Raw genomic sequence first — 16,035 nt, 5'->3', positions numbered from 1 at the left:
TCAGATTGCGTTTCGAGGACACCCACCATCACCGAACCACTTTTCAAAACCCGGCGCCGCCCGCGCCGGGATTTTTTTTTATGCGGCTTGAGCCGTCGCCGGCACGTCTTCCAGCGCGACTGGCTTCTGGAAGTGGTAGCCCTGCAGATAGTGGGCCCCGGCGATGCGCAGGAATTCGGCCTGTTCGGCTGTCTCCACGCCCTCGCAGACCACCTTCATGCCCAGCGCCCGTCCGACGCCGACGACGGCGTGGATGATGGCGGCCGAGGCCGTGTCCACGCTGCACCGCTCCACGAAGCTGCGATCGATCTTGAGGGTGGTGAACTTGAGCTCTCGCAGGGCGTGCAAGCTAGTGTAGCCTGCGCCGAAATCGTCGAGAGCCACGCCGAAACCGGCCGAGCGCAAGGCCTCGATCGAAATGCGGGCGCGGCTGATGTCCAGCATGGCCGTCTCGGTGACTTCGATTTCAAGGCGAGATGGCGGGAAGGCGCAACGTCGCGCCAGCTCGCTGACGCGCCGGGCGAAGCCAGGTTCCTGGAACTCCGAGGCGGAGGCGTTTACCGAGACGCGAAGGTCTGGCCGCGCGCGCGCCTGCGTCATTGCGCGCTCGAGCACGAAGTCGGTGAGGCGCGACACCGCACCTTCAGCCTCCAACTGAGGAATGAAGTCGTCCGGGAAGCGCCGACGACCGTCGGCCTCGGTCCAGCGCACCAAAGCCTCGACCTTGCCCGAGAAGCCCCCTGTCCGCTCGAACAGCGGCTGGTAGACGACATGCAGCGCGCCTCGGCCGAGGGCCTCCTCGACCTGCCGGGCCATTGCGGGTGTATCGGCTAACTGTGCGCTGGTCAGAGCCTTGAGCGTCGCGTCGAGCACGACCCTCAATGGCTGGGTGGAGGGCGACTGGGCGTCGCGCGCCGAGGTCTCGAGCGCCATGGCCTTTTCAGCCACGGCGCGGGCGCCCAGGCTCAGGCTCATGGACTTCAGCGCGTGGGCGGCGCGGGCCAGTTCGGACCTGTCTCCGCACGCCTCGGCCGCCTCGGCCTCCGCCATGCGCAGGGGCGCGTTCTCGAGATACAGGGACTGAACGCGCTCGACGAAGTCCGCACGGCCGGCTTCGGCCATGGCCTGAAGTTCGCCACACACGACCGGATCGAACAGGGACGGATCGATCGAGGCGGCCGGCTTGTCCGCTCCGACCGAAGGCGCCGCTGAAGCGGTCTTGGTCACTGGTTTCGGCTCGGCGGCTCGATCGGGATGAAAGCGCCCCAATACCCGACGCAGGTCGTCCAAGGTGAAGGGTTTGTGGATGACGTCATCCATGCCGCAGTCACGCCAGGCCAGGGCGCCTGCGCCGACCACATGGGCGGTCAGGGCGACGATCACGGCGCGGGGACGGCCTGTCCTGGCTTCGTCAGCGCGGATCCGCCGCGTGGCCTCGAAACCGTCCATGATCGGCATGGAGCCGTCCATGAGCACGAGGTCGAAGGTTTCAACGCTCACCCGCTCAACCGCATCCACGCCGTCGGCGGCGGTGAAGGTCTCGACCTCGAGCCGGCCAAGAGCCTCGCACGCGACCTCACGGTTGACGTCGGAATCGTCGACGACCAGCACGCGCAGGCCGGGGAAGGCGGGACCGGCGGCTGGGCGCGGCTTGATTCCGGCCAGCCTCGGTCGCTCGCCGGCGTGCAGCTGGGTCAGCACGGAGAGGATGTCGTCGCGTCGCAACGGCCTGGCCAGGACGCAGGCGTCCGGCGCCTGAGCCCGCGCCGCGTCGGCGGAATGTTCGCCGTCTCGCACGATGATGCTCGTCATGGCGTCGACGCCAGCCGCGTCGTCGACAAAGCGAGCGTCGCCCGGATCGGTCGTCCGCTGAACGCCCAGGGCCTGCAGGTAGAGATCCAGGGCCTTTCCGGTCTGTCCGGCGACCTTGATCGCCACCGCCCAGTCCTGCCGGAAGGGAAGGAGCGCCGGCGCCGCCTCAGCCGGCTGCAGCGGCACGGAGAAGGCGAAGCTCGATCCTCGAGCCAGGGCGCTGCTCAACCGCCATTCGCCCTCCATCGCCTTCACCAGGCGGTCGCAGATCGCCAGGCCCAGGCCCGTGCCGCCGTGCTTGCGCGTCGTGGTCTGATCGACCTGGGTGAAAGCCTCGAACAGGGTAGCCAGGCGGTCCTGGGGGATGCCCGGCCCGGTGTCGCGCACCGCCAGCATGATCCGCCCGGCCGCGCGCGGGTCGCGATAGGCCGCGATCAGGACACCGCCCGTGTCGGTGAACTTGATGGCGTTGTTGGCGAGATTGCTCAGCACTTGGCGCAAACGGGTCGGATCGCCCAGCACCGGGGGCAGGCGCGGATCGACGAAGACCGCCAGGTCCAGGCCCTTGGCCAGTGCCTTTTCCGAGAACAGGCTGGCGACGTCATCGGCGATTTCGGCCAGATCCATGGGAATGGATTCCAGCTCCATCTTGCCGGCTTCGACCTTCGAAAAGTCGAGGATGTCGTTGATGACGCCCAAGAGCGACCGTCCCGACTTGGCGATGACGTCGGCGTGCCGCTGCTGGCGCGCCGGCAGATCTGAGGCCGCCAGAAGGTCGCTGAGCGCCAGGATGCCGTTCAGGGGCGTCCGGATTTCGTGGCTCATCACGGCCAGGAAGTCGGATTTGGCTGCATTGGCTTGCTCTGCCGCGTCCCGCGCTACCACCAGCTCGGCCGTTCGTTCGGCCACCTGGGTCTCCAGGGTCTCCACGTGGGCGGCGATGCGGGCGTCGCGCTCGCGGATGCCATGCAGAAGACTGTCGAACCCCGAAACCAGTTCGGCCACTTCGCCCTCGGCGCGGATGTCCACGGCCGTCGAATAATCGCCGCTGCGATCGACGCCTCGGATCAGGCCGGCCAGAGCGACGATGGGGGCGGAGATGCGTCGGCTCATGCGCGCGGCGACTGCCAGACCCGCGATCAGGGCGGCCACGGCGCCGGCCAGGGTCGCCCAGATCGTCGACAGCACGCGGTCGCGCAACTCGGGCGTCTGGCCGAAGACCGTCACGCTGCCCACCGGCTGACCCTGCGCAAGAATGGGCGCGTTGGCCTCCAGCGACCCGGTGTTGAGCAAAGACCACAGCGATGGGTCGACGCCGCTTGACGTTCGCGCGTCCGTCACCAGCCGTGCGCCCGTGCCCGTTTCAGCGATAAGGTCCCCGCGGGCGTCATCGACGCGGGCATAGCTGACCCCAGGCATTTGGGCGATCGAGCGCACCGCCTGGAAGGCGCGGGCCCGATCGTTTTCGCTGACTGCCTCGACCGACAAGGAGGCGATGACGCGGGCGGTCTGGGTTAGGCGTCCGGTTTCCAGCGCCGCTTGGCGGTTCAGGTCCATCCAGGTCGAAACCAGTGCGGTGACGACGAAAGACGCCGTCAGGGCGGCCAGAACCAGCATGACCAGTCGGCGGCCGATGGAACCGGCGGGGGGCGGGCGAAAGCGCAGCAAGACCAATTCCGAAGCGGCTGATTGTGCTGATGATACGCGCCGTTAATGACCCGAGGCTTAAGCTTGAGGCCTGGTCGGGGGATCAGCAGGAGGCCGCGCGCCTCCGGGACAAACGGCATGAGTGATTTCTTCTATGTCCTGGATGAGGAGGCGCGCCTTCTCTTCGTCGATGACGATCCCATCCTGCGGGAGTTCGCTCGCGTGAACCTGGCCTCGGCCAGCGCCAGCGTCGATGTGGCGCAAGATGGCGTCGAGGCGTTACAGATGCTGGCGGCGCGCAGTTACGACCTGGTCCTGACCGATCTAGAGATGCCGCGCATGGACGGGTTCCAACTGCTGGCGGCCATCCGCGCGGACGCGGCGTTGAAGCACCTGCCGGTCGTGGTCGAAACGGGACGAGAGGACGTCGAAGCCATTGACCGCGCCTTCCGCGCTGGCGCGACGGCATTCGTGACCAAGCCGCTGAACTGGCGGCTGCTGACCTATCAGCTTCGCTTCACCCTGAGGTCGGCCAAGGCGGACCGTCAGCTGCGCGCAGCCAGCGCCCAGCTTATCGCGCGGCTGGAGGGGCGGTCGGCGAAGACCGCGGCTTGATTCGTCGGCATCAGTCGGCGGCGTCGGGCGTGAACTGAATGGTGTGGGCGAACTGAAGATCACGCGGGGGCGGCGTGACCTGGGCGTCGCGCATCAGGGCCACGGCGGCCTCGCCAAAGCCCAGGCCTGGGTGTGTTTCGCCAAGCACATGACAGTTTTCAACCCGACCGCTGATCCGCGCCGTGCATTCCAGGGTGACCGCGACGCCGGCGAGGATGGCTGCGTTTTCGCGCTTGCTCGCCACGGCAGCTGCCTTGCGAGGCTCGGCCACTGAAGGCGCCTTGTGAGCGGGCTCAGCGAAGAGGGCGGCGGCGAAGAGCAGTTCCAGCATTTCAGTCTCCTGGTCGGGAGTCGAATGGCCGGGCGCATCTTCGGTTCCGGCGCAGGGCTCTGGAATGCGCTGGACCGCCTATGAAAAACAGCCCAGCGGCCAATGCGAGCGTCAGGCGAGCATTCGCACCTTGGGCTCGCGATCCCACTGCCGAGTCCGTGCGGGTTCGATGAAGCCATCGGCCTTGCCGGACAGGTCGACCACGCCGTCGTCCGGCTCGACCCCCGCCTTGTCCAGCAAGGGTTGCGCCGCAGGGGTGTGCCCAATGGCCTTCAGGTGGCCGAAGGCGTCCTTGGCGAAATCGACCGCGGCGCCTTCCTTCATCAGCATGGCGCAGCCTTCGTCCGACAGGACGATGGCGACCGCGTCGAACAGCACAGAGGGGCTGCCCGCCAACTGGCCGTCGGCGGCCAGGGTGGAGCCGTCCTTCAGCTTGGCGCCGCCGATCTTGGGCGCAACGATGAAGACCGAGCCGCCGTCCCCTTCCACGGCCTTGCGAACCGCATCGACCACCGCGCCGTCGGACCCGTCGGCGATCAGGATGGCGACCTTGCGGCCCTCCAGAGTGTCCGGATACTTGCCGACGATGCGAAGGGCCGGCGAGGCATCCAGATCGATGGGCGCGACCGCCGGATCCGACGGCGCGGGCAGCGGCAGGTTCAGGCCGTCCGCGACCCGCTGCGCCAGGGTATCGTCCACGTTCTGGAGGTTGGACAGCACGCGCTCGCGCACATGGGCCAGCGAAACCTTGGACAGTTCGAACACCAGGGCGCTGGCCATGTGCGCCTGTTCGATCTCGGTCTGAGAGCGGAAGAAAAGCCGCGCCTGGCTGTAGTGGTCGGCGAAGCTTTCGGCGCGCAGGCGAACCTTTTCGCCTTTCTGCGGGATGGGCGCGGTGCGGAAGCCGCCCTTGGGGTCCTCGCGCGGGCCGCCGTCCTCGCGGGCGTCGGCCAGGCTGTTCGGCTCATAGTTGGCCCGACCCTTGAAGACCTGCGTCTGCATCTGGCCGTCACGCTGGAAGTTCTGGAACGGGCAGCCCTTGGCCTGGTTGATCGGCAGCTGGTGGAAGTTGACCGTGCCTAGGCGCGACAGCTGGGTGTCCTGATAGGAGAACAGCCGGCCCTGCAGCAGCGGGTCTTCCGAGAAATCGACGCCTGGCACGATGTTGGTCGGCAGGAAGGCGACCTGTTCGGTCTCGGCGAAGAAGTTGTCCGGGTTGCGGTCCAGCACCATGCGGCCAACGACGCGGATCGGGTGATCCTCCTCGGGGATCAGCTTGGTGGCGTCAAGGATGTCGAAGGGCAGGGCGTCGGCCTCGGCCTGGCTCAGCAGTTGCACGCCGAACTCCCACTCGGGGAAGTCGCCCTGGTCGATGGCTTCGAACAGATCGCGGCGGTGATAGTCAGGATCGGCGCCGGCGATCTTGACCGCCTCGTCCCAGCAGGTCGACTGCGTGCCCAGCTTGGGCCGCCAGTGGAACTTGACGAAGGTGGCTTCGCCCTCGGCGTTGATCAGCCGGAAAGTGTTGACGCCGAAGCCCTCGATCATCCGCAGCGAGCGCGGAATGGTCCGGTCCGACATGGCCCACATCACCATGTGGGTGCTCTCGGGCATCAGGCCGATGAAGTCCCAGAAGGTGTCGTGCGCGCTGGCGGCCTGCGGATAGCCGCGATCGGCCTCCATCTTCACGGCGTGGATCAGGTCGGGGAACTTGATCGCGTCCTGGATGAAGAAGACCGGGATGTTGTTGCCCACCAAGTCCCAGTTGCCTTCGGTGGTGTAGAACTTGACCGCGAAGCCGCGCACGTCGCGCGGCGTGTCGACAGACCCGGCGCCGCCGGCGACGGTGGAGAAGCGGGTGAAGACCTCGGTCTTCTTGCCGACCTCGGTCAGCACCTTGGCGGTGGTGAAGTCGGCCAGGCTTTCGGTCAGCTCGAAATAGCCGTGGGCGGCCGAGCCGCGGGCGTGAACGATCCGCTCGGGAATGCGCTCGTGGTCGAAATGCTGGATTTTCTCGCGAAGGATGAAGTCTTCCAGCAGGGTCGAACCGCGCGGGCCGGCCTTGAGGGAGTTCTGATTGTCGCTGATCGGCGCGCCGTGGTTGGTCGTGGTGCGGGTTTCAGGGGCCGAGGCGCTTTGATGCAGTTCTCCGCCATGTCCAGTTTCAGTGGTTGCAGGCGACGCGGCGTCGGTCTTGGATTGTTTGGAGGTCATCGGTGGTTGTCCTGACAAGGCCTGCGAGGGAGAACGGCGTAGTCGCGCGGCGTCGGATTGAGGCCAACGCACAGGGATTAGGTGTTCAGAGAGGCGCGACACGGATGCCTTCGGCGGCGAGGCTTCCCGCCGCGCCGGCAGCAGAACCTTAAGCCGCTCGGGCTCTGCCGGTTCCTATGTCGGCAGGCCGACATCGCAGGCTGCATCCGCTGGAGCGAATTGCTGCGTCGCCATTAGAACCCTGAACGGGGCCCGCAGAGAGAACGCGCCTGAAAACCTCAAGTGTGGCAGTGGGGAGGGGCAGGGCGTTGTCGGAGATCAAATCTCGAAAACAACAACTTATGCCCGAGTGGCTCCGCGGGTAGGATTCGAACCTACGACCAGCCGATTAACAGTCGGCTGCTCTACCACTGAGCTACCGCGGAACAGCTGCTCGGGAGGCGGGCCTATAGCAGCGGGCTTCCGGATCGTGCAACGGGAAATATGACTGAATTGAACCTGATTTCGATCCGAGACGCCGACGACCCCCGCATCGCCGCCTTTCGCGACATTCGCGAGCGCGATCTGACGGGGCGCGAGGGGCTGTTCGTCGCGGAGGGCGAGGTGGTGCTGCGCGTACTCGCGTCGGCGGGGTCGCTGTGCCGCCCGCGCGCGGTGCTGATCGCCGAGCAGCGTCTGGAGAAAGTGCGCCCGATTCTGGAGGCCCTGCCGGAAGGCGCTCCGATCCATCTGGCGCCGCAGGGCGTGCTGGACGCGATCGCCGGCTTTCACCTGCACCGCGGCATCCTGGCGGTGGGCGAGAAGCCCAAAGCGCGGTCGCTGGATTCGATCCTCGATGAAATGGGGCAGGGCGGGGTGCTGGTCGCGGCCTGCGGCATCGGCAACCACGACAACATGGGCGGCCTGTTCCGCAATGCGGCGGCGTTTGGCGCGAGCGGTCTGTTGCTGGACGACCGCTGCTGCGATCCGTTCTACCGCAAGGCCATTAGGGTTTCGGCCGGCGCCGTGCTGCGAACACCCATGGCTGTGGCGGGGTCAGGCCAAGCTATGGTCGAGGCGCTGCTCGCGCGCGGCGTCGAGGTGCTGGCCTTTACACCGGGCGCGGGTGATCGGCTGGCCGCGCTGTCGCGTTCGAACATGCCCCGGGCGATTCTGATGGGATCGGAAGGGCCGGGCCTGCCCGATTCGATCATCGCGCGCTGCCGGGCGGTGCGGATCCCCATGGCGGGCGGATTCGATTCGCTGAACGTCGCCGCGACCAGCGCGGTGGCCCTGCACCAGCTGACGCAGGTCGATCTGTAGATCTGGAGGGAAACTCGCGATGGAGGCCTGACCGGGAATCGAACCCGGGTGCAAGGATTTGCAGTCCTCTGCGTCACCACTCCGCCATCAGGCCGTCACCTCGAAAGGCGCCGCTCCATCGCGAGGCGGGTTCGCTATCAGATCGGATTGTCCCCTGCAACGCACGGACCTATAAGCGCCTTCGATTTCGCCCCTTTTTGTCGGGGGCCTGCCCAAGGACTCTGGATCGATGGATTTCGCCGCCGCGCGCAAGGTCATGGTGGACTCGCAAGTCCGCGTGAACGACGTCACCGATCGCGCCATCCAGGGGGCCATGCTGGCCGTCGAGCGCGAACGCTATTGCGCCGCTGATCGCCAGGCTTCGGCCTATGCCGACGTGACTCCGCAGATCGCGGGCGGTCGCAAGCTGATGCTGCCGCGCGATCTGTCCAAGCTGCTCCAGGCGCTGGACGCGCGCGAGGGCGAGCGCGCCCTGGCGGTCGCCGGCCCCTACGCCGCCGCCGTGCTGAGCCGCATGGGCCTGAAGGCCACCGCCCAGGATTCGGCCGAGGTGCTGGCCGTCGCGTCCGCCGCCCTTGCCGATGACGGCGTCGCGACGGTCGAGGGCGACCTGAGCCAGCCGGCGGGCGAGGGCTGGGACGTCATGATCAGCGAGGGCGCGGTCACGCATCGTCCGCAGACCTGGATCGACGCCTTGCGCGTCGGCGGGCGTCTGGCGGTGGTCGAGCGCACCGGGCCGGTGGGCAAGGCCGTGCTGTACGTGCGCGGCGAACAGGGCGTGTCGCGGCGCGAACTGTTCGACGCTGCGGCTCCGGTTCTGGACGTCTTCACCCCGGCCCCGGCCTTTGCGCTTTAGAAGCGACGGGTTCTCCTGGCGCTCGCGTGAAAAAAACTTAACTGGCGCGGAGCGAGCCTAGGCCGCAACACACGCCGGAAGAATGGGGCGCGCGATCTCTTGACCGCGCCAGGCTGAGGATTGGTCATGTTCAAACGCTCCCGCGCGCTCGCCACAGCCGCCGTGGTCGCCCTGACGATGGGCGCGGCGCCGGCCTCGGCCTGGGCCGACACGCTGCAGGAGGCCATCGCTCTGGCCTACCGCACCAATCCGACCCTGCTGGCGCAGCGCGCCAACCAGCGCGCCTTGGACGAGACCATCGTCCAGGCACGATCGGGCCTGCGCCCGACCATCACGGGCTCCGCGGGCGCGACCTACGCCCGCACCGACAGCCAGGGTGGCCAGGCGATCGACCTGGACGGCGACGGCGTGCCCGACACGGTTTCGCCGGGGGGCGTTTCCGAGAGCGAGAGCCTCAACGCCGGCGTCAGTCTGGGCCAGAACATCTGGACCGGCGGCCGCACCAGCCTGGGCATCTCCGCCGCCGAGGCCAATGTCCGCGCCGGGCGCGAGAACCTTCGCGCGGTCGAGCAGTCGGTCATGGCCTCGGTCATCCAGGCCTACGCCGATGTGGTGCGCGACGTGGAGATCCTGCGCATCCGCCAGGACAACATCACCGTCCTGAACCGCCAACTCGACGAGTCGAACGCGCGGTTCGAGGTCGGCGAGATCACCCGCACCGACGTGGCCCAGTCCGAAGCACGCCTGGCCCAGTCGCAGGCCGATCTGGCCAACGCCCAGGCGCAGTTGTCGACGTCGCGCGCCGCCTACGCAGCCGTTGTCGGCCAGGCGCCGGCGGACATGGAGGCGCTGCCGGTGCTGCCGGGCCTGCCGACTGACTTCGACGACGCCATGGCCGTCGGGCTGGCCGAGAACCCGCAGGTTCTGGCGGCTCTCTACAATCAGCGAGCGGCCGAGGCGCAGGTTGCCTTGGCGCGCGCCGAGTATCTGCCCTCGGTTCGGGCGACGGCCTCTTACGGCGGGTCCAGCAGCGACTTCGGCAGCATCGACCTGGCCGAACGCACGCAGTTTCAGGCTGGTGCGACTCTCTCCGTGCCGCTGTTCACCGGCGGGCTGAACCGGTCGCGCGTCGCCCAGGCGCTTGAGCAAGCCAACGCCGCCCAGATCGGCGTCGAAGGTCAGCGGCGCACGCTGCTGCAGAGCATTTCCAGCGCCTTTGCCCAGACGGTGTCGGCGCGATCGACGCTCCAGGCCGGCAATGAGGCGGTGCGCGCCGCCTCGGTCGCCGCAGAAGGTGTGCGCCAGGAGGCCCAGGTCGGCCTGCGCACGACCCTGGACGTCCTGAACCAGGAACTGGAGCTGCGCGCCGCACAGGTGACCTTGGCCGCCGCCCGCCGCAACGAATACGTCGCCCAAGCCCAGCTGCTGGCCGCCATGGGCCGGTTGGGCGGCCCGAACCTGGATCCCACGATCGAGGCCTATGACGCGGAGGCCAATCTGCGCCGCGTGCGCAACCGCGGCGCCCTGCCGTGGGACGGCGTGATCGAGGCGATCGACCGCATCGCGGCCCCGCCGGTGCTCCCGGCCAACGATGCGGAAGACGCTCCGATTGATCGGCAGTTGAAGGGCGACGTGGTCCGGACCGCGCCGCAAAACTGATCATCAGTCGCCTGTCAGGCGAAAAAGCCCCGTTGATTCCGGCGGGCGTTGATGCGACGACAGGACGACCGGGGGCGGGCGGCAGCGACGTTCGACGACCCGTCAGGATTCGCTGAGGATGTCCGTCATGACCGATCAGTCCGCTCAGGAACCGACGATGGAGGAAATCCTCGCGTCGATCCGCCGGATCATCTCCGAGGACGACGCTCCGGCCGAGGCGCCCGCCGGCGAAGAGCCCGCGCCCGCCGCCGAGCCTGAACCCGAACCCGCGCCTTCGCCGGCGCTGATGGACGAGACCCCCTCGGTCCAGGCCGAGGAAGAGGTGCTGGAGCTGACCGAGCGCGCCGAGCCCGAGCAGATCGGCGACCTGGATGTGGCCGAGGCCCAGCCTTTCCCGGCCGCCGAACCCGAGCCGGAGCCCGCGCCTCAGCCCGCGCCGGCCGCCAGCCCCTATGATTCCCTGGTCGGCGACAGCGCCGCCGCCAGCGCCGCCTCTGCTTTCGCCGGCCTGGCCGCCACCTTCCAGAAGCCCGAGGCCCCCGCGGCGCGCGGCCCGGACCTCAACTTCGCCAGCGGCTCGACCGTCGAGGCCATGGTCGCCGAAATGCTGCGCCCGATGCTGAAGGACTGGCTGGACGCCAATCTGCCCGGCATCGTCGAGGCCCAGGTACGCAAGGAAGTCGAACGCATCGCCCGCAACGCCGGCTGACCCTTCCTGATTGACGACGTCATGGGGCGGCTCCGCGAGGCGGGGCCGCCCTTTTCTTTTGCGCCGCTGGACAGCGGCGCCCTCATCCCCGAAACGACACCCATGCTCGACAAGACCTTTGATCCCCAGGCCGCCGAACCCCGTCTCTATGATCAGTGGGAGGCTTCGGGCCTGTTCGCCCCGCGCCAGGATACGGCGGCCCAGGCCTATTCCATCGTCATCCCGCCGCCGAACGTGACGGGCTCTCTGCACATCGGCCACGCACTGAACAACACGCTGCAGGACATTCTGGCCCGCTATCACCGGATGCGCGGCAAGGCGGTGCTGTGGCTGCCGGGCACCGATCACGCCGGCATCGCCACCCAGATGGTGGTCGAACGCAAGCTGGCGGCCGAAGGCAACGTCAGCCGCCGCGACCTGGGCCGTGACGCCTTCATCGAGAAGGTCTGGGACTGGAAGGCGGAATCCGGCGGGACCATCGTGCGCCAACTGCGCCGCCTGGGCGCCAGCTGCGACTGGAGCCGCGAACGTTTCACCCTGGACGAGGGCCTGAACGCCGCCGTCCGCAAGGTCTTCGTCCAGCTGCACAAGGACGGCCTGATCTATCGCGACAAGCGGCTGGTGAACTGGGACCCGCATTTCCAGACTGCCATTTCGGACCTGGAGGTCGAGCAGAAGGAGGTCGACGGCGCCTATTGGCACTTCGCCTATCCGCTGGCCGACGGCGTGACCTATGAGCATCCGCTTGCTTTCGACGAGGACGGCAAGGCGAGCGAATTCGAGACGCGCGACTACATCGTGGTCGCCACGACCCGCCCCGAAACCATGCTGGGCGACACCGGCGTCGCCGTGCATCCCGACGACGGGCGCTATTCGGGGTTGGTGGGCAAGTTCGTGACCCTGCCGATCACCGGCCGTCGCATCCCGATCGTCGCCGACGACTACGCCGATCCGACCAAGGGTTCGGGCGCGGTGAAGATCACGCCGGCGCACGACTTCAACGACTTCGGCGTGGGCAAGCGGGCGGGGCTCGACGCTCTGAACGTCATGGATTCCGAAGCGCGCATAACGGACGCAGACTCGCCTGAGGTGCCGGCTGAGTTTGTGGGCCTTGACCGTTTTGCGGCGCGGAAGGCCATCGTCGCCCGCGCCGAGGAAGACGGCTGGCTGAAGGAGATCGAGAAGACCCGCCACATGGTGCCGCACGGCGACCGCTCGGGCGTGGTGATCGAGCCGTGGCTGACGGATCAGTGGTACGTTGACGCCCATACGCTGGCTCAGCCCGCGCTAAAGGCGGTGGAGCATGGCGACACGGTCTTCGAACCAAAGTCCTACGAGAAGATCTACTTCGAGTGGCTACGCAACATCGAGCCGTGGTGCATTTCGCGCCAACTGTGGTGGGGCCACCGCATTCCAGCATGGTTTGGCCCTCCCGCAGGCGAAAACGGCAAATGGGAGAGTGGGCCGTTTAAAATCTTCGTTGCCGAGAGTGCGGCCGAGGCGATTGCTCAGGCCGAGGCCTTCTACGGTTGCCCAGCTACCGAAAGCGATGCTGTCGGTTGGGAGGGTGGCGAGCCGTTGGATAGCTCCGACTATCCGTACACTTCAGTTCGGCTTGCCCAGGACGAGGACGTCCTAGACACCTGGTTCTCTTCGGCCCTGTGGCCGTTCTCGACCATGGGCTGGCCCGAGAAGACCGAGGACCTGGAGCGGTTCTATCCCACCAGCGACCTGGTCACGGCGGCGGACATCATCTTCTTCTGGGTCGCCCGGATGATGATGATGGGCCTGCACTTCATGGATGAGGTCCCGTTCAAGCGGGTCATCATCAACGGCCTGGTCCGCGACGAGAAGGGCCAGAAGATGTCGAAGTCCAAGGGCAACGTCATCGACCCACTCAGCATCATCGACGAGCTGGGCGCCGACCCCTTGCGCTTCACCATGGCCATCCTGTCGGGCACGCGCGACATTAAGTTGTCGAAGCAACGCATTGAAGGCTATCGCAACTTCGGCACCAAGCTGTGGAACGCCTCTCGCTTCGCCCAGATGAACGAGGCCGCGCGCGTTGAGGGCTTCGATCCGGCGACGGTCGAGCAGACCATCAACCGCTGGATCCGCGGCGAACTGACCAAGGCCGAGCGCCAGGTGTCGGCGGCGGTGGAGGGCGGCCGGTTCGACGACGCGGCCAGCGCCCTGTACCGCTTCATCTGGAATGTCTTCTGCGACTGGTATCTGGAGCTGGCCAAGCCGGTGTTCCAGGGCGCCGACGAGGCGGCCAAGGCCGAGACCCGTGCCATGACGGCCTGGACGCTGGATCAGACGCTGAAGCTGCTACACCCGGTCATGCCCTACATCACCGAGGAGCTGTGGGCTCAGCTGGGCGGCGAGGGTCTCCTGATGGGCCAGCCCTGGCCCGAGCTGCCCGACGCCTTCATCGACGCCGGCGCCGAGGCCGAGATCGGCTGGCTGGTCGATCTGGTCACCGAGGTTCGCGCCCTGCGCGGAGAGATGAATGTGCCGCCGTCCGCCAAGCCGCCGCTGACTTTCGTCGCGTCGACCGCCGAGACAGAAGCACTGATCGTGCGCCACCGCGACCTGATCTTGACCCTGGCGCGCGTGTCGGCGGTCGAAGCGGCCCAGACCGCGCCCGAGGGGGCCGTGACCTTCATGTCGGGCGCGACAACGGCCGCCCTGTCGTTGGCCGGGATCATCGACCTGACGGCCGAGAAAGCGCGGTTGGAAAAGGAAATCGCCGCCTTCGACAGCGACATCGCCCATGTGAACAAAAAGCTGGGCAACCCCAACTTCGTGTCACGCGCCGCTGCCGAAGTGGTCGAGGAGCAGCGGACCAAGCTGGCCGAGGCGGAAGCCGGCAAGGCCAGGCTGCAGGCGGCCCTCGGCCGACTGAGCGAGATCGCTTGAAGACGCGCATCGACCAGCTCCTGGTCGCCCGCGGCTTGTTCGACACGCGCGCCCGGGCCCGAGCCGCGATCGAGGCCGGGCGAGTGATGGTTGACGGCCGTACGGTCGCCAAGCCGTCGGAGCAGGTGGCGGACGATGCGGCCATCCAAGCCGAGGCCGCGCATCGCTGGGTCGGTCGCGGCGCGCTCAAGCTGGATCACGCCCTGAACCTGTGGCCTGTTCCGGTCGAGGGCAGGGTGGTGCTGGACGTCGGAGCCTCCACCGGCGGCTTCACCGAGGTCTGCCTGGATCGCGGCGCGGCGCGGGTGTTCGCGGTCGATGTCGGATTTGGCCAGATGCATCCCTCGGTTTCCGGTGACCCGCGTGTGACGAATCTGGAGCGCACTGACGCTCGCGACCTGACGGCTCAGATCATCACCGCACCGCCAGAGCTGATCGTCTGCGACGCCAGCTTCATCAGCCTAGCCAAGGTTCTGCCTGGGGCTCTGGCCTTGGCCGCCCCGCATGCGGACCTGATCACCCTGGTGAAGCCCCAGTTCGAGCAGGACGGTCCCGGCGGCGTCGGCAAGAAGGGCGTCGTCAAGGACGCGGACGCACAGCGCGGAGCCCTCGAGGGCGCCAAGGCCTGGCTGGAGTCTGCGGGCTGGTGCGTGAAAGCCGATGCCGAAAGTCCCATTCTCGGCGGTGACGGCAACGTCGAATATCTGGTCTGGGCGTCCCGCGGCTAGAGTGCGTCGCGCCAGGCGGCGAGGCCGACCTCCAGGTCCACGATGAGATCGGCGGGATTTTCCAAGCCAACGTGCAGGCGCAGGAGTGCTCCCTCCAGCGCGGGCGGATGGGCGCGCATGGTCAGTTGCGGGGTCTCATGTGTGATTAGGCTCTCGAATCCGCCCCAGGAGTAGCCGAGACCGAACAACGAGAGGGCCGACATAAGAGCATGGGCGCTGGCCGTGTCGCCGCCCTGCATGACCACGCCCACCAGGCCGGCCGAACCTGCATAATCGCGCGTCCAGAGATCATGGCCGGGCGCGTCGGGCAGGGCAGGGTGCAGGACGCGGGCGACCTCGGGCCGAGCCGCGAGCCAGCGCGCGACCTCAAGCCCCGAGCGGCCCTGTTCGGCGTAGCGGACGGGCAGGGTGCGCAGCCCCCGAAGCGCCAGCCAGGCGTCGTCAGGCGAAACGTGCCAGCCGAGATCCTCGACCGTTTCGGCAACCACGCGAGAGATTGCTGGATCGGCGGCCGCGATCGAGCCCATTAACACGTCCGAATGGCCGGCGACGTATTTGGTGAGGGCCTGAACCGAGACATCGACTCCATGCGCCAGGGGCTTGAAGGCCAGGCCGGCCGCCCAGGTGTTGTCCATCACCGTCAGCACGCCGCGTGCGCGGCAGGCCTGGGCCAAGGCGGGCACGTCCAGCATCTCGAAGGTGAGAGAAGTCGGCGACTCGATCAGCACCAGCCGGGTGCGTTCGCCGATAAGGTCCGCCACGGCCGCGCTGTCGGCCTCGGCCGGATGGAAGCGCGTGGTCACGCCGCGCGCCGCCATGTGTCGGGTCAGGAATCGCCGGCTGGGGCCGTACAGGGCGTCGGTGGTCAGAACTTCGTCGCCGGGCTTGAGCAGCGCCAGCAGCGGCACGGTCACCGCTGAAAGACCCGAGGGGGTCAGGTGGACCTGATGGGCGCCCTCCAGGTCGGCCAGGGCGCCGCGAAGGGCACGGGCGGCCGAGCCGCCGTCCAGACCGTACACGGGGCCTAGTGATGGGTCGCGCATCCACTCCGGCTGATCGCTGAGCATGGTGGAGGCGCGCTCGATCGGCGGATTGACCGGTCGGCGGCCCGCACCCCGCTTCGTGGCCGAGGCGATCAGGCGCGTGCGGTCGGAAAGCGGCTTCATCGGGACCTTCACGGGTTGCGGCGAGGGCTCGACAAGGCTCTAAAGCGGGCGGGGGCGCAAGCGGAAGAGGGCGC

11 protein-coding genes and 2 tRNA genes are annotated in these 16,035 nt (G+C 67.6%); 7 read left to right on the top strand and 6 right to left on the bottom strand.

The annotated features are described in order from the left end of the window. Positions 1 to 78 precede the first annotated feature (78 nt). Entirely contained in the window at positions 79 to 3,480 is a 3,402-nt protein-coding gene (locus ACK4I0_RS07395) for an EAL domain-containing protein (RefSeq protein WP_409609507.1), read from the bottom strand. 117 nt (positions 3,481 to 3,597) lie between these two features. On the opposite strand from ACK4I0_RS07395, the gene ACK4I0_RS07390 reads away from it, so the two are divergent. Beyond that, positions 3,598 to 4,074 (top strand): response regulator, encoded by a 477-nt coding sequence (locus tag ACK4I0_RS07390; RefSeq protein ID WP_409609505.1) that lies wholly within the window; start codon positions 3,598 to 3,600, stop codon positions 4,072 to 4,074. Between the two features lie 10 nt (positions 4,075 to 4,084). Here the strand turns inward: ACK4I0_RS07390 and ACK4I0_RS07385 are convergent, their stop codons facing one another. The 3 genes from ACK4I0_RS07385 to ACK4I0_RS07375 all read right to left on the bottom strand — a co-directional run bounded on the left by ACK4I0_RS07385 (position 4,085) and on the right by ACK4I0_RS07375 (position 7,044). After that, complete coding sequence (locus ACK4I0_RS07385) at positions 4,085 to 4,405, bottom strand: TonB family protein (RefSeq protein WP_409609503.1); 321 nt, start codon at positions 4,403 to 4,405, stop codon at positions 4,085 to 4,087. A 111-nt stretch (positions 4,406 to 4,516) separates the two neighbouring features. After that, positions 4,517 to 6,619, bottom strand: a complete 2,103-nt coding sequence (locus tag ACK4I0_RS07380) for a catalase (RefSeq protein WP_409609501.1) — start codon at positions 6,617 to 6,619, stop codon at positions 4,517 to 4,519. A gap of 350 nt (positions 6,620 to 6,969) precedes the next feature. After that, a tRNA-Asn gene (locus ACK4I0_RS07375) sits at positions 6,970 to 7,044 on the bottom strand. Positions 7,045 to 7,102: 58 nt separating this feature from the next. Here ACK4I0_RS07375 and ACK4I0_RS07370 point away from each other — a divergent pair. Next, positions 7,103 to 7,921: a TrmH family RNA methyltransferase gene (locus tag ACK4I0_RS07370; protein WP_409609499.1), complete on the top strand. Its 819-nt coding sequence runs from the start codon at positions 7,103 to 7,105 to the stop codon at positions 7,919 to 7,921. Positions 7,922 to 7,941: 20 nt separating this feature from the next. On the opposite strand, the gene ACK4I0_RS07365 is transcribed toward ACK4I0_RS07370, so the two are convergent. Next, positions 7,942 to 8,015 (bottom strand) — tRNA-Cys (locus ACK4I0_RS07365). 135 nt (positions 8,016 to 8,150) lie between these two features. Between ACK4I0_RS07365 and ACK4I0_RS07360 the strand changes: the two genes are divergently transcribed. From ACK4I0_RS07360 to ACK4I0_RS07340, 5 genes are all read left to right on the top strand, one after another. Continuing rightward, positions 8,151 to 8,777 (top strand): protein-L-isoaspartate O-methyltransferase family protein, encoded by a 627-nt coding sequence (locus ACK4I0_RS07360; protein ID WP_409609498.1) that lies wholly within the window; start codon positions 8,151 to 8,153, stop codon positions 8,775 to 8,777. Between the two features lie 126 nt (positions 8,778 to 8,903). Next, positions 8,904 to 10,436: a TolC family outer membrane protein gene (locus ACK4I0_RS07355; RefSeq protein WP_409609496.1), complete on the top strand. Its 1,533-nt coding sequence runs from the start codon at positions 8,904 to 8,906 to the stop codon at positions 10,434 to 10,436. A 127-nt stretch (positions 10,437 to 10,563) separates the two neighbouring features. Continuing rightward, positions 10,564 to 11,145 carry a DUF2497 domain-containing protein gene (locus ACK4I0_RS07350; RefSeq protein ID WP_409609494.1) on the top strand — a complete coding sequence of 194 codons (582 nt, stop codon included), beginning with the start codon at positions 10,564 to 10,566 and terminating at the stop codon, positions 11,143 to 11,145. 102 nt (positions 11,146 to 11,247) lie between these two features. After that, a complete protein-coding gene (locus ACK4I0_RS07345; protein WP_409609492.1) occupies positions 11,248 to 14,067 on the top strand; it encodes a valine--tRNA ligase in 2,820 nt (939 codons plus the stop codon). After that, on the top strand, positions 14,064 to 14,795 hold the full coding sequence (locus tag ACK4I0_RS07340; protein ID WP_409609490.1) for a TlyA family RNA methyltransferase: 732 nt from the start codon (positions 14,064 to 14,066) through the stop codon (positions 14,793 to 14,795). Before ACK4I0_RS07345 ends, ACK4I0_RS07340 begins: the two co-directional genes overlap by 4 nt. On the opposite strand, the gene metC is transcribed toward ACK4I0_RS07340, so the two are convergent. Further along, positions 14,792 to 15,961 carry a cystathionine beta-lyase gene (metC, locus tag ACK4I0_RS07335; RefSeq protein ID WP_409609488.1) on the bottom strand — a complete coding sequence of 390 codons (1,170 nt, stop codon included), beginning with the start codon at positions 15,959 to 15,961 and terminating at the stop codon, positions 14,792 to 14,794. The two genes, ACK4I0_RS07340 and metC, sit on opposite strands and share 4 nt — an antisense overlap. Positions 15,962 to 16,035: the final 74 nt, after the last annotated feature.

The organism is Brevundimonas sp. (genome assembly GCF_046295775.1).
Lineage (GTDB): Bacteria > Pseudomonadota > Alphaproteobacteria > Caulobacterales > Caulobacteraceae > Brevundimonas.
This window is presented reverse-complemented; position numbering and strand designations above follow the sequence as displayed.